Origin of the sequence: Aureimonas sp. Leaf324 (genome assembly GCF_001423245.1) — a bacterium.
Classification (GTDB): Bacteria; Pseudomonadota; Alphaproteobacteria; order Rhizobiales; family Rhizobiaceae; genus Aureimonas.
The window spans coordinates 97,460-110,349 of the sequence record NZ_LMOH01000001.1; the positions used below are offsets into that span (position 1 = coordinate 97,460).

Annotated in this window: 12 protein-coding genes; 4 read left to right on the forward strand and 8 right to left on the reverse strand. The window is 67.1% G+C overall.

The annotated features are described in order from the left end of the window. Nucleotides 1-2 precede the first annotated feature (2 nt). The 4 genes from ASF65_RS00540 to ASF65_RS00555 all read right to left on the reverse strand — a co-directional run bounded on the left by ASF65_RS00540 (nt 3) and on the right by ASF65_RS00555 (nt 3,570). The gene (locus ASF65_RS00540) at nt 3-575 is read right to left on the reverse strand and encodes a TRAP transporter small permease (protein ID WP_055883602.1); all 573 of its coding nucleotides are present in this window, start codon (nt 573-575) and stop codon (nt 3-5) included. 104 nt (nt 576-679) lie between these two features. Beyond that, nucleotides 680-1,603, reverse strand: a complete 924-nt coding sequence (locus ASF65_RS00545; protein WP_244486537.1) for a sialic acid TRAP transporter substrate-binding protein SiaP — start codon at nt 1,601-1,603, stop codon at nt 680-682. Nucleotides 1,604-1,650: 47 nt separating this feature from the next. Continuing rightward, complete coding sequence (locus tag ASF65_RS00550; RefSeq protein ID WP_055883608.1) at nt 1,651-2,439, reverse strand: FCD domain-containing protein; 789 nt, start codon at nt 2,437-2,439, stop codon at nt 1,651-1,653. Nucleotides 2,440-2,529: 90 nt separating this feature from the next. Continuing rightward, on the reverse strand, nt 2,530-3,570 hold the full coding sequence (locus tag ASF65_RS00555; RefSeq protein WP_055883611.1) for an Ldh family oxidoreductase: 1,041 nt from the start codon (nt 3,568-3,570) through the stop codon (nt 2,530-2,532). 170 nt (nt 3,571-3,740) lie between these two features. On the opposite strand from ASF65_RS00555, the gene ASF65_RS00560 reads away from it, so the two are divergent. The 3 genes from ASF65_RS00560 (at nt 3,741) to ASF65_RS00570 (ending at nt 7,102) form a co-directional block, all read left to right on the forward strand. Continuing rightward, nucleotides 3,741-4,766: a hydroxyacid dehydrogenase gene (locus ASF65_RS00560; RefSeq protein ID WP_055883614.1), complete on the forward strand. Its 1,026-nt coding sequence runs from the start codon at nt 3,741-3,743 to the stop codon at nt 4,764-4,766. A 9-nt stretch (nt 4,767-4,775) separates the two neighbouring features. Beyond that, nucleotides 4,776-5,222, forward strand: coding sequence for an RbsD/FucU domain-containing protein (locus tag ASF65_RS00565; protein WP_055883617.1), 447 nt, complete (start codon nt 4,776-4,778; stop codon nt 5,220-5,222). Nucleotides 5,223-5,347: 125 nt separating this feature from the next. Then, nucleotides 5,348-7,102, forward strand: a complete 1,755-nt coding sequence (locus ASF65_RS00570) for an ABC transporter ATP-binding protein (RefSeq protein WP_055883619.1) — start codon at nt 5,348-5,350, stop codon at nt 7,100-7,102. A 16-nt stretch (nt 7,103-7,118) separates the two neighbouring features. On the opposite strand, the gene ASF65_RS00575 is transcribed toward ASF65_RS00570, so the two are convergent. The 4 genes from ASF65_RS00575 to ASF65_RS00590 form a co-directional block, all read right to left on the reverse strand. Further along, complete coding sequence (locus ASF65_RS00575) at nt 7,119-8,150, reverse strand: carbohydrate kinase family protein (RefSeq protein WP_055883623.1); 1,032 nt, start codon at nt 8,148-8,150, stop codon at nt 7,119-7,121. A gap of 4 nt (nt 8,151-8,154) precedes the next feature. After that, nucleotides 8,155-9,159, reverse strand: a complete 1,005-nt coding sequence (locus ASF65_RS00580) for a hypothetical protein (RefSeq protein ID WP_200939987.1) — start codon at nt 9,157-9,159, stop codon at nt 8,155-8,157. 43 nt (nt 9,160-9,202) lie between these two features. Beyond that, nucleotides 9,203-10,252: an ABC transporter permease gene (locus ASF65_RS00585; RefSeq protein WP_055883627.1), complete on the reverse strand. Its 1,050-nt coding sequence runs from the start codon at nt 10,250-10,252 to the stop codon at nt 9,203-9,205. A gap of 113 nt (nt 10,253-10,365) precedes the next feature. Next, complete coding sequence (locus ASF65_RS00590) at nt 10,366-11,340, reverse strand: substrate-binding domain-containing protein (RefSeq protein WP_244486538.1); 975 nt, start codon at nt 11,338-11,340, stop codon at nt 10,366-10,368. 572 nt (nt 11,341-11,912) lie between these two features. Between ASF65_RS00590 and ASF65_RS00595 the strand changes: the two genes are divergently transcribed. Next, entirely contained in the window at nt 11,913-12,890 is a 978-nt protein-coding gene (locus ASF65_RS00595) for a malate dehydrogenase (protein ID WP_055883630.1), read from the forward strand.

The window sequence follows — 12,890 nt, forward strand, 5'->3', positions numbered from 1 at the left end:
GCTTACTCTCCCAGGCCGTCGAATGCGCCGGGGCGCTCGAGCACGGAATAGCCCCGCCGCCAGTTCCCCCAGGCGACCTGGATCGCTCGCAGCAGCATCAGCACGAAGGCGGCGAACACGGTCCAGAAGATGATCGAGCGCGGCAGGTCGATCGTGACCATCCGCTCGCGCGACACGATGTTGACGTAGCGCCAGAGGAGGTAGGCGGCGTAGGCGAAGAAGGCGATGCGCAGGACGTCGACGAAGGTCGAGAGCGCGCGGGCGAGGCCCGCCGGAATGTAGTGGTAGAGGACGTCCACCTGAATGTGTCGCGACATGCGCACACAGGCGACGGCGCCGAGGAAGACGACGACGATCAGGCAGTTGATCGCGATCTCCTCGGTCCATGCGAGAGAGTTGTTGAGGACGTAGCGGGTAAAGAACTGCAGGAAGACGCAGACCGCCATGCCCCAGAAGACGAGCAGCGTTAGCCAGTCCTCGAAGGCATAGGGGCTGAGGTCGGCGGTCGGGCTTTCGTCCTCGAACGCGTGCGCGATCTCTTCGGGGGTCGTCTGGGTATGATGCTCTGCGGCCATGACGGCTCCCTGGCGGGCGCGCGAGGCTCCGCCTGTCGTTCGGCTCTTCGGAGATAAGGCGAGCCGCCGCGCTCCGGTCGGGAAGCGCGGCGGACCAGCGAGGTTTATTGGACGGCGCGGATCGCGTCGTAGTCGGCCTGGCGGTAGCCGTAGGTTTCGAGCGGCGCCTTCTCTTTCACGTTCTTCTCGAAGTCGGCCTTGTCGACCTCGACGACGTTCAGCCCCTTGTCCTTGAAGGTCTGGACGAGGCTCGCCTCGCGCTGCTGCACGATCTTGGTGGCCCGCTCGGCGGCCTCGAGCATCACGTCGGTGAAGATCGTCTTGTCCTCGTCTGACAGCGAGGCCCAGCGGCTTTGCGACACCACCGTGTTGAGGTGGTCGACGATGTGGCCGGTGAGGGCGATCGTCTTCTGAACCTCGTAGAACTTCTTCGCTTCGATCGCCGTCAGCGGATTCTCCTGCGCTTCGACCGTGCCGTTCTGAAGCGCGAGGTAAACCTCGGCGAAGGCGATCGGCGCGGTGTTGGCGCCGCAGGCGCGCGGCATCGCCAGATAGGCCGGCACGTCCGGCACGCGCATCTTGAGGCCCGCGAGATCGGCGCAGGTCTTGATGTCCTTGTTCGCCGTCGTGTGCCGCGTGCCGTAGTAGGTCACGGCGGTGATGTGATGGCCGGACTCTTCCTCGTATCCCTTGGCAAGTTCGCGGAAGATGTCGCTCTTCGTATAGGCCAGCAGGTGTTCCGGGTTGCGGAAGATGTAGGGGTAGTAGGTCACGCCGATCGGGGTGAACTCGCGCGAGGCGAAGCTCGAACCGGAGATGATGATGTCGACCGTGCCGAGCGTCAGGCCCTGGTTGAGATCGGCCTCCTTGCCGAGCTGCGACGCCGGGAAGACGTTGATCTCGTAGCGCCCGTCGGTGCGCTTCTTGATCTCCTCGGCCGCCCAGACGGATTCTGTGTGGAAGGGCTCGGTCACCTCGTAGACGTGGCCCCAGGTCAGCTTGGTCTGCGCGAGCGCCGTGCCCGACATCAAGGTCGCGACGGCAAGGGCGGCGAGCACCCAGGGTGCCTTGGTCGTCATGTGTGGTTCCTCCCGTTGGGTCCGGCGCCGGCCTTCGTCGCGCGCCGCGTTGCAGGTGTGGCCGGCGTCCTCCCGACGGCCTTCCCGATGCCGGCGTCCTCGCCGAAACTATGTTGGAAACGGACCTGCGACTGGCGCAGGTGCTGGCGCATCGCGGCTTCGGCTGCCGCGGGATCGCCGGCGGCGATCGCATCGCGCACCGTGCGGTGCTCGGCATAGGCGACTTGCCAGGTCTGCCCGGTCTCGAAATACTCCGACAGCCGGGCGAAGTACGGCGTCATCCGCTGGTCGAAGAGCTCTCCGATGAAGCGCGTGATGACCGCGTTGCCAAGGATGCCGGCGACGGCCACGTGAAATTCCCGGTCCACGGCGATCGTCTCGGGGGAGGGATGGTCGCCGTTCTCCATCCGGCCGAGGATCGCGTCGAGGACGGCGACGTCCGCGGCGGTGGCCTTGGCCGCGGCCTCGCGGATCAGCGCGCTCTCGATCAGCTCGCGCGCCCGCAGAAGCTCGAACGGCCCCTCCACCTCATCCGACACCGGCTCGGTCGCCGGCGGCGCCGTGACGTAGATGCCCGAGCCGACCCGGATCCGGATGCGACCTTCGACCTCGAGCGCGATCAGCGCCTCGCGCACCGTGGGGCGCGAGATGCCGAGCCGCTCGGCCAGTTCGCGCTCGGTCGGCATGCGATCACCGACCCCGTACTCACCGGACTCGATGAGGAGCCGCAGCTGGTCTGCGACCTGCCGGTAGAGGCGACGCGGTTCGATGGCCTTGAGGGGCATGGTGCGATGCCCTCCCAAGCCTCGCGCTGGCCAATTGATCTGACCAATTGGCCAGAGTGTGGCTGGGCGCACCGGTCACGTCAAGCCGCGTTAAGCTTTGCCTGCCAAGCCGAGGAAGCGGGCCGTGTCGGGATCGACCGGAATGCCTTCGACCGCGCGGCGCGTCTCGACGTCCCATTCACGATCGCCCGGCGCCATGACCCGGCCGCTCTCGACCGGGGGCACGGATCGGAGGGCGTCGAGATAACGGCGCATGCCCTCGGCGAAGAGCGCGGCGCCGGCGAAGCGCTGCGGATCGATCGCCAGGAAGAAGTGGCCCATGTTGCGCGGCGTCGAAACATCGACGTCGCCGACCATCGGGATGAAGTCGTGGTCCAGCGTCGTGCCGTTGAGGATGCCGGTGAGGAGGGTCGCGACGCCCGCCAGCGCCGCGCCCTTGAAGCCGTAACCTTCCCCACCGAGCGGCAGGAGCATCTCGGCCGCATGCGGATCGCGCGTCGCGTAGCCGGACGTGTCCGCCGCGACGCCTTCGGGCAGGGTCTGACCGAGCGAGCGATAGAGGAGCACGCGGTTCATCGGGATCGATGAGGTCGCCATGTCGAGAAGCCATGGCTTCTCGCCGGTAACCGGCGCTGCGAAGGCGAGGGGGTTCGTGCCGTGGAAGGCCTTCGTGCCGTCGAACAGGCCGACCACCGAATCGGTGTTGGTGGTGGCGAACCCGATCATGCCGGCCTCCGCGATCGCCACGGCATAGGCGCCCGCCGCGCCGAGATGCGAGGACCGGACCGCGCCCACCGCGCCGATGCCGCTCTCGCGGGCGAGTTCCACCGCGAACGCGGCGGCGCGGTAGCTCGTGAGATGACCGAGCCCGTCGTCGCCATTCACCGTGCCAGTCGCCGCCGCGGTGCGCTTGACCGTCACGTTGGGGCGCGGGTTGACCCGCCCGCCCGCCATCACCTTGCAGTAGTGCGGGACCAGGCGAACGCCGTGGCTGTCGACGCCGACGCGCGAGGCGTGCATTAGCGCGCGGGTCGTCGCCTCGACCGATTCGTCCGAGGCGCCGGCGCCCCGAAGGGCTGCCCTGACGCTGGCCTCGAGTTGCGCTGCGTCGACCAGAATGGCGCTCGTCATGTCCGTTTCCTCCCGATGGTGCCGAATGCGTCGGCGTAGCGCGATCGCAGGGCGCCGCGCAAACGGCGCGATCATGGGGGACGAACGGAGAAGCCGTTTGAGATCGGGCGCGTTCGCCGCTATCGGAAGCTCGAAGAGGCCGCGCCGTTGCCGGGCCTCGGGGAGGACGAATGAGCGAACGGCCCCTGGTGATCGTCGCGCCGCATCCGCGCGACCTCGACATGATCTTCACGCCGGACGCGCTGTCGGAGTTCCGCGAGCGCTACGAACTCGTCGAGACGACGAGCGGGGAGATCGACGCATTGCCGGCCGAAGTGCTGGCGCGCGCGCGTTACCTCGTCGGTCAGCCCGACATTTCGGATGCCCTGCTGGCGGCGATGACGAACCTTCGGGCCATCGTCAACGTCGAGGGCAACTTCACCGACAACATGCCCTATGCCGCCTGCTTCGAGCGCGGCATCCACGTCCTCATCACCAGCTCGGTGTTCGCCGAGCCGGTGGCCGAGATGGGGCTCGGCATGGCGCTCTCGCTGCACCGGCAGATCGCGAAAGCCGACGCGGACTTCCGTCGCGGCGAGGAAGTGTGGGGCCTCGACGGCAACGGGGCGGCCCAGCTTCTCACCGGCTCGCTCATCGGCATCGTCGGTTTCGGCGATCTCGGCCGCTGCCTGAACCGCCTGCTCGCGGGCTTCCGTGCCAAGGTGCGGGTCTACGATCCCTGGCTGCCGGCCTCCACCATCGCCGATCACGGTGCCAAGGCGACCGCGCTCGATGACATTCTCGCCAAGTCCGACACGGTCTTCGTGACGGCCTCGGTCACCGCGGACAACCAGCACCTCTTCGACGCCAGGGCTTTCGCCTCGATGAAGCCGGGCGCGGCGTTCGTCCTTCTCAGTCGCGCCGGCATCGTCGATTTCGACGCGATGCGCGAGGCGGCCGCGAGCGGGCAAATCAAGGTCGCGACCGACGTGTTCCCCGAGGAGCCGCCGGCGGCGGACGATCCCGTCCGAAGCACGCCGAACATGCTTCTGTCCGCCCATCGTGCCGGCGCGCTCGATCGCGTTTTCAAGCGGATGGGCGACATCCTTCTCGACGATCTCGAACTGATGGACGCGGGGCTCCCCCCGGTGCGCGCCCGCCGCGCCGAGCGCGAAACCGTCCGCCGCATGCGCTCCAAACCCGTATCGAAAAGCTGAGGTGCTTCCATGCTGAAGAACATTCCGTCCATCATCACGGCCGAACTCCTCACCATCCTTGCCGAGATGGGACACGGCGACGATCTCGTTTTGGTCGATCGCAACTATCCCGCCGAATCGACCGCTGCCGAGACCGTCACGGGCACCTGCGTCCAGCTGTCGGGCATCGGCACCACGGAAGCCGCACGCGCCATCCTGTCGCTGCTCCCGCTCGACTCCTATGTCGACGCGCCGGTGCGCCTCATGGCGGTGGTCGGCGATCCCGACGCCGTGCCCGAGGTGCACAGCGAGATGCAGGCCGTGGTGAACGAGGCCGAGGGCAAGGACATCGCGATCGAGCGGGTCGAGCGCTTCGCCTTCTACGACGCCGCCAAGAGCGCCTATGCCGTCGTGCGGACCAGCGAAGCCCGGCCGCACGGCTGCTTCATCTTCAAGAAGGGCGTCATCTTCGACTGATCGCCCGATCGGAAATTTGACGACGGAAGTCAGGTTTTCTAAACGACGCGCGATGGGCCTCGAGGTCCGCGCTAAGGAGACCGGGCGTCGCGCCACAAGCCGCGCGTCCGGTCCATGAGGATGCCATGCTCGCGCGTTTCTTTTCCTACTACGCCCCGTGGCGCGGGCTCTTCCTGCTCGACTTCTCGTGCGCCGTGCTGGCCGGTCTTCTCGAACTCGGCTTCCCCATCGCGGTGAAGGTTTTCGTCGACAACCTTCTTCCGAGCGGCAACTGGGGGATGATCGTCCTCGCGTCGGCAGGCTTGCTCGCGATCTACGTCCTCAACACCGGTCTGATGGCCGTGGTCACCTACTGGGGCCACATGCTCGGCATCAACATCGAGACCGAGATGCGGCGCAAAGCCTTCGAACATCTCCAGACGCTGTCGTTCGGTTTCTTCGACAACCAGAAGACCGGCCATCTCGTGGCGCGTCTGACCAAGGACCTCGAGGAGATTGGGGAGGTCGCCCATCACGGCCCGGAAGACCTCTTCATCGCCGTGATGACCTTCATCGGCGCCTTCTTCCTGATGCTGGCCGTTCACCCGGAACTGGCTCTCATCACGGCGGTGGTCGTGCCGGTCGGATCGTGGGTCACGACCCGATACGGCAGCCGCATGACCACGACATGGCAGGCGATCTACGGCTCGATCGGCGACTTTAACGCGCGCATCGAGGAGAATGTCGGCGGCATCCGCGTGGTGAAGAGCTTCGCCAACGAGGCGCACGAGCGCGACCTGTTCGCGCGCAACAACGCGGGCTATCGCACGCGCAAGCTCGACGCCTACCGCATCATGGCCGTCAGCCAGGCGCTCAACTATCTGACGATGCGCCTGACACAGGTCATCGTGATGCTGGCCGGCACCTGGTACGTGATGGCCGGTGAGCTCAGCTACGGCGGCTTCGTCGGCTTCCTGCTCCTCGTCGGCGTGTTCTTCCGTCCGGTCGAAAAGATCGCGGCCGTGCTCGAGACCTACCCGAAGGGCATCGCGGGCTTCCGCCGCTACACCGATTTTCTCGACACCAAGCCCGAGATCGCCGACGCGCCGGATGCGCGCACGCTGGCGAGCGTCACGGGCGCGATTGCTTTCCGGGACGTCCGTTTCGCCTACAAGGACTCGCGCCCCGTCCTCAAGGGGATCGACCTCGACATCCGAGCGGGCGAAACCATCGCCTTCGTCGGCCCGTCCGGCGCCGGCAAGACCACGATCTGCTCGCTGGTCCCGCGCTTCTACGACGTCAGCGCCGGTGCGATCCTCGTCGACGGGCAGGACATTCGCTCCCTGACGCTCGCCTCGCTCCGACGTCACATCGGCATCGTGCAGCAGGATGTCTTCCTGTTCGGCGGGACGGTGCGCGAGAACGTCGCCTACGGGCGTCTCGACGCCGGCGAGGCGGAGATCATCGAGGCGGTCGAACGCGCGCACCTCACCGAGACCATCGCCGCTCTACCGGACGGACTGGATACGGTCGTCGGCGAGCGCGGCGTGAAACTGTCGGGCGGACAGAAGCAGCGCCTGTCGATCGCGCGCATGTTCCTGAAGAACCCGGAAATCCTCATCCTCGACGAAGCGACGTCGGCGCTCGATACCGAGAGCGAGCGGGCGATTCAGGCTTCGCTCGCCGAACTCGCCGAGGGGAGGACGACGCTCGTCATCGCCCACCGCCTCTCCACCATCCGCCATGCCGATCGCATCGCGGTGGTCGTCGACGGACGGATCGCGGAACTCGGTAGCCACGCCGAACTGATGGCCGTCAATGGTGCCTATCGCCGCCTGAACGACGCGCAGGAGCGGCTGCACGGCGACATCGAACGGGAAGAGCGCCCGGCGGCCGAGTAGCCGCCGGGCCTGATCCTCAGGCGGCCGGCATCGAACGCCAGCCCCAGTCGTCCGCAAGGGCGAGGCACCGCTCGGCCGTCTCGACGCTCCCCGTCGTTCCGACGCTGCGAAGCGAGGCCGCCGCGCTGGCATGGGCCAGCTTCAGGCAGTCCGGCACCGGCCGGCCTTCATGGTGGCCGTACATGAAGCCCGCGGCGAACGCGTCGCCCGCGCCGTTGGCGCCGCGCACTTCGGACTGCGGCACGTTCACGGACGGGTGGCGGTAGACCGCCCCGTCCCGCGTGAAGGCGATCGCCGCCCGCGGGAAGTGGATGGCGAGCACCTTGACGGAGCTGCGCTCCATGATCTGCCGCCCCGCCGCCTCGCAGGCCGCGATATCGGTCTCGCCGTCGCGCGTCGTCTGCGAGCCGGTGATCGCGCCGATCTCGTAGTCGTTGATCACCAGCGTATCGAGATGGAGCAGGCACGGCTCGGCGAGTTCGCGCAGGCGCTCCGGCGCAATCTGCAGGAGCTCGAAGTTGGTCTCGAGGCCCGCCGCGCGCGCCGCCTTCAACGTCGCCACCCAGCCGTTCACCTCGCCCTTCCAGGCATTGTCCATCACGTCGTGGATGCCCGGCAGCCCGAGGTGAAAGATACGGGCCGAGGTGCCCGCGAAGTCGAAGTGGTCGGGCGAGAGGAGGGCGCTCGTGCCCTGGTGGAAGATGTGCGTGCGCTTGCCGGTGTCGCGCGTGCTGTAGGCGTCGGTGTAGTTGGTCCGGCCGCCTGCGATCACCCGCATGCCCGTGCGATCGATGCCGTTGTCGTCAGCATAGCGCAGGAGGATGCGGCCGTCCTCGTCGTCGCCGACGCAGCCGATGGTCGCCACCGGCATCGACGGGTCCAGCCGCCGGATGTCGATGCCGAAGTTGCAGGCCGATCCGCCGCCCTCGACGCTCTCCTCTAGGATGCGCGTGACGGTTTCCTCGACCGGCCAGCGGTCGAGGAGCTTGTTGTGATCGGCGCACCAGGTTCCCCCGGTCAGGAAGCCGCGCCGTTGCCCTGCGGACATGGGGTCAGGCTCCCATCTTCAGCGACGGATCGGTGATCTCCAGATCCTCTTCCAGCGACTTCTTCGGCCGGATGCCGTTCTTCTGCAGTTGGTCGTGATAGGCCTTGGTCGCCTCTTCCGAGGAGACGTCGTCCTCGATCACCGAGCGCATGGCGCGCACGATGGCCTTGGAGTCCTCGGCGAAGAAGATCTTGCGGCCGAACAGGGCGACCCGCGCGCCGTACTTCTCGGCCTGCTTCACCATTTCCAGCGTATCGCGGTTGGTGGACGAGGCGCCGCCGAGGATGCCGACGATCAGGTTGCCGGGATCGAACGAGGCGAGCTCTTCCGTCGCCTTCGGGCCGTTGTAGACGACCTTCAGGAACTCCGGCCGATCGTGCTTCGACACGCCGGCGAGGATCTTGGCAATGAAGTCGTTGTTGTAGGTGTAGAAGTCCGAACCCGGCGCCTTCACCTCGAACTGCGGGTTGAACACTTCGAGGAAGTGCCGCACGCCCGCCGCCGACGCCTCGTCGCGGAACTTGGCATAGGCCTCGATCGTGCGCAGGTCCTGATCCAGCTCGTTGAAGAAGGTCACGGCATAGAGGCCGAGGTCGGAGACCGGCTTCACGCGGTCGAGGCGCGCCGTGCGGAAGGGCACGGTCGGCAGGTGCTTGTAGTTGGCGCCGCGCCAGTGCCAGATGTCGCTGCCGTCGTTGAGGCGCACGGCGGACGTCACATCCGTGTCGGCATAGACCCCGCGCGACTGGAGGTGCTCGGCCGAGGAGAGCGAGGTCAGCATGATATCGACGAGGCCCGACTTCACCATCTCCTCCATCGCGTCGCGATAGACCTTGAGCGGGCGCATGCGGCCAGTGGGCTTGCCATCGGCATCGTGCTCCGGGCCGGAGACGCCGACGCCGAGCGCCATGTCGCCGTCCTTGGCGTCGGCGATGATGAAGTCCTTGGGCGTGTAGTCGCCGCGCCGGATGCGGGCGAGCTTGAGGTCCATGGTCTTGGCGGTGGTCATGGGGATGGGCTCCGAAGAATGCGGATGAGCGGGCGAAGGGTGGTCAGGCCGAGACCTTGCGGATCCACTGATCCAGGCCGACGGCGACGATGATGAGGATGCCGACCGCGAACTCCTGCCAGAGGGCGTCGAGGCCGGAGAGGGCGAGGCCGTTGCGGAAGACGCCGACGATCAGCGCCCCGATGAGCGTGCCGACGATCGAGCCGCGCCCGCCGAAGAGCGAGGTGCCGCCGATCACCACGGCGGTGATGGAATCGAGATTCGCCTGTCCGCCCGAGGTCGGGCTGATGGCGCCGACGCGGCCGATGAGCACCCAGGCGCCCAGCGCGCAGATGACGCCGGACAGCGAGTAGACGGCAAGCAGCACGCGGCGCGTGTCGATGCCCGAAAGGCGCGCGGCTTCCGGGTCGTCGCCGGTCGCATAGACGTGGCGGCCGAAAGCGGTGCGGTTGAGGATGTACCAGGCCACCGCGGCGACGAGGAGCGTGAACACCGTGCCGAAGGTCAGCCGGGCTCCGCCACCCTGGATGGCGGTGGCGGTGAGCTGGAGGAACGGCGCCTCGGCGGCCACCTCCTGCGCGCGGATCGTCTGCGAGCCGCTGTACCAGAGGAACACGGCGCCGAAGATGCTCCAGGTGCCGAGCGTGACGATGAAGGGCGGCAGCTTGACGTAGGTGATCAGGAGGCCGTTCAGGAAGCCGCAGGCGAACCCGACCCCGAGGCCGATGCAGAACGCGAGTTCCGCCGGCACGCCCATCATCACCGCCAGCCGGCCCATGACGACGGTCGCAAGGATCATGATCGCACCGACCGACAGGTCGATGCCCGCGGTCAGGATCACCAGCGTCTGCGCGATGCCGATCACCGCGATGATCGTCACCTGCTGCATGATCAGAGACAGGTTGAACGGCTGGAAGAAGCGCGGACCGACGATCGCGCTGAAGATCAGGAGACCGACCACCAGCACCACGAAGGGGACGATGGTCGGATACTGGTGGAGGAGGTGCTGCAGCCGCCGCAGCGGCGAGCGCCGTCCCTCGGCGAAATGGGCGACGGCGTCCGCGTTGTTCGCGGTCGGTTCGACGCTGGACATGATTTCCGACCCTCTCTGTGCGCCTGTCGAGACGGTCGGTGCGAAAGGGGTTTTCGCACCGACCGCGGGAGCGGCGCCGCAAGCGGCGCGCGCTTGGTCTCAAGGGGAGACGATCAGCCCCAGCACTTCTTGAGGGCTTCCTCGGACGTGATCGACGGGACGCCGTCGACCGGCTTGTCGGTGACGAGATCGACGCCGGTGTTGAAGAAGTCGAGGCCCGGCGTTGCCGCCGGCTTCTCGCCCGTCTTCTTGAAGTTGACGATGGCCTCGACGCCCTTGGAGGCCATCAGCAGCGGATACTGCATCGAGGTCGCGCCGATGACGCCGGCCTTGACGTTCTGGACGCCCGGGCAGCCGCCGTCGACCGAGGTGATCACGACGGAGCCTTCCTTGCCGGCCGCCTTGATCGCCTCGTAGGCGCCGGCCGCGGTCGGCTCGTTGATCGTGTAGAAGACGTTGAGGTCGGGGTCCTTCTGGAGAAGGAGTTCGGCGCCCGTGCGCCCGCCTTCCTCGGAGCCCGCCCCCCACTGGTGACCGACGATGCGCGCGTCGTCCTCGTCGAGGTAGCGGCTCATGTCCTTCGGATCGATGCCGAAGCCCTTCATGAAGCCCTGGTCGCGCGCGACGTCGACGGTCGGCTGCGTCTCGATGGCGTCGAGGAAGCCGACCTTCGCGGTCTTCGGGTCGGACACCGTCTTGGCGGCCCACTGGCCGATCAACTCGCCGGCCTTCACGTTGTCGGTGGCGAAGGTCTGGTCCGCCGAGTTGGCGGGATCGAGCGGCGTGTCGAGCGCGATCACGAGAATGCCGGCCTGACGGGCCTGTTCGAGGACCGGCACGATGGCCTTGGAGTCGCTGGCGACGATCAGGATGCCGCTGGCACCGGCCGAGATGAGGTTCTCGACGGCCGTGACCTGGCTGTCGTGGTCGCCGTCGAACTTGCCCGCAAAGCTCTGGAACTTGACGCCGAGCTCGGCGGCCTTCTCGCTGGCGCCCTGGCGCATCTTGGCGAAGAAGGGATTGGCTTCGGTCTTGGTGACGAGGCCGATCAGGATGTCGTCCTGGGCTCGCGCAGGCGCGGACGCCATCAGGCAGGCTGCGATGGCGGTGCCGGCGACGAGGCCGGCGAGGCGGTGGACGGTGCTGCGCGACATCATGTTCCTCCCGTTGATGATCGGCGGGCCCTCCTGGCCGACGCCGTTTTGCTGGCCGGGCGATTCGCCCCCGGCGAGCCGTCGAGGCGACGGTCGAACCGACCGAGACCCCGTTTCTCTCCCCCGCCGGTTGCAACCGGGCGGCTTCGGCGTCTCTCTCCCCAGAGCCGCCGCGCTGAAACGGAGTAAAAGCGCGATCGCGCAAAAACACAATCGCCCGATGCGCGTCGTCAGAACTTTTTGCGCAGAATTGGAAGATGCTGAACCTAAATCGATATGGCAGTCATACGAACCGATCCAAATTGGAAGGGATCGACGGTGGAACTGCGCAAAATCTTCCGAAGGGCGTCAGCATTCCCTCGGACCGGATGGTCGGGCGTATTCCCTGACGATCGGAAGCCGCACTTCGGATCGCACTGCGCATTTTCGGCGTGGATTGCCGGAGCGGATCGCGCTAGGGCAGGGCCGCATGCTCGCCTCGACCGCAAGGTAGGAAAGGTTATTCCATGACGCAGCCCAAACGTATCGCCGTCACCGGCGCGGCCGGCCAGATCTGCTACTCGCTCCTGTTCCGCATCGCCAACGGCGACGTCTACGGCAAGGACACCCCCGTCGCGCTCCAGCTTCTCGACCTGCCCCAGGCCCAGAAGGCCGTGAAGGGCGTCGTGATGGAGCTCGAGGACTGCGCGTTCCCGCTGCTGCAGGACGTCGTCATCACCGACGACCCGAAGGCCGCTTTCCGCGACATCGACGCCGGGTTCTTCGTCGGCTCGCGCCCGCGCACGCAGGGCATGGAGCGCCGCGACCTGCTCAATGCCAACGCCGAGATCTTCCGCACGCAGGGCCAGGCCCTGAACGAGGGCGCCAAGCGCGACGCCAAGGTGATCGTGGTCGGCAACCCGGCCAACACCAACGCGATGATCCTGGCCGCCAACGCCAAGGACTTCCCGACCGAGAACATCACCGCGATGCTCCGGCTCGACCACAACCGCGCCCTCACGCAGTTCGCACAGAAGGCCGGCGTCTCGGTCGATGCGATCAAGAAGTTCGTCGTGTGGGGCAATCACTCGCCGACGATGTTCGCCGACTGGACCAACGCCACGGCGGACGGGCGCAAGCTTTCCGAGGTGATCGGCGACGAGACCTGGTACAAGGAGACGCTGATCCCGACCGTCGCCAAGCGCGGCACGGCGATCATCGAGGCGCGCGGCGCATCCTCGGCCGCCTCGGCCGCGAACGCTGCGATCGACCACATGCGCGACTGGATCCAGGGCTCGGACGGCGACTGGGTGTCGATGGGCGTGTCGTCGGACGGCTCCTACGGCATTCCCGAAGGCCTGATGGCCGGCGTGCCGGTCATCTGCGAGGGCGGCTCCTACAAGCGCGTCACCGGGCTCGAGATCGGCGATTTCCAGCGCCAGATGATCGACCGCACGGTGGCCGAGCTGTCGGAAGAGCGCGAAGCCGTTTCGGCGCTTCTCTAG

Bases quoted from the DNA above. Each gene is read 5' to 3' on its own strand.
- ASF65_RS00565 (WP_055883617.1), top strand. From the start codon at position 4,776: ATGCTGAAGAACATTCCGTCCATCATCACGGCCGAACTCCTCACCATC.
- ASF65_RS00540 (WP_055883602.1), bottom strand. From the start codon at position 575: ATGGCCGCAGAGCATCATACCCAGACGACCCCCGAAGAGATCGCGCAC.
- ASF65_RS00545 (WP_244486537.1), bottom strand. From the start codon at position 1,603: ATGTCGGGCACGGCGCTCGCGCAGACCAAGCTGACCTGGGGCCACGTC.
- ASF65_RS00595 (WP_055883630.1), top strand. From the start codon at position 11,913: ATGACGCAGCCCAAACGTATCGCCGTCACCGGCGCGGCCGGCCAGATC.
- ASF65_RS00585 (WP_055883627.1), bottom strand. From the start codon at position 10,252: ATGTCCAGCGTCGAACCGACCGCGAACAACGCGGACGCCGTCGCCCAT.
- ASF65_RS00580 (WP_200939987.1), bottom strand. From the start codon at position 9,159: ATGACCACCGCCAAGACCATGGACCTCAAGCTCGCCCGCATCCGGCGC.
- ASF65_RS00575 (WP_055883623.1), bottom strand. From the start codon at position 8,150: ATGTCCGCAGGGCAACGGCGCGGCTTCCTGACCGGGGGAACCTGGTGC.
- ASF65_RS00560 (WP_055883614.1), top strand. From the start codon at position 3,741: ATGAGCGAACGGCCCCTGGTGATCGTCGCGCCGCATCCGCGCGACCTC.
- ASF65_RS00590 (WP_244486538.1), bottom strand. From the start codon at position 11,340: ATGGCGTCCGCGCCTGCGCGAGCCCAGGACGACATCCTGATCGGCCTC.
- ASF65_RS00550 (WP_055883608.1), bottom strand. From the start codon at position 2,439: ATGCCCCTCAAGGCCATCGAACCGCGTCGCCTCTACCGGCAGGTCGCA.
- ASF65_RS00555 (WP_055883611.1), bottom strand. From the start codon at position 3,570: ATGACGAGCGCCATTCTGGTCGACGCAGCGCAACTCGAGGCCAGCGTC.
- ASF65_RS00570 (WP_055883619.1), top strand. From the start codon at position 5,348: ATGCTCGCGCGTTTCTTTTCCTACTACGCCCCGTGGCGCGGGCTCTTC.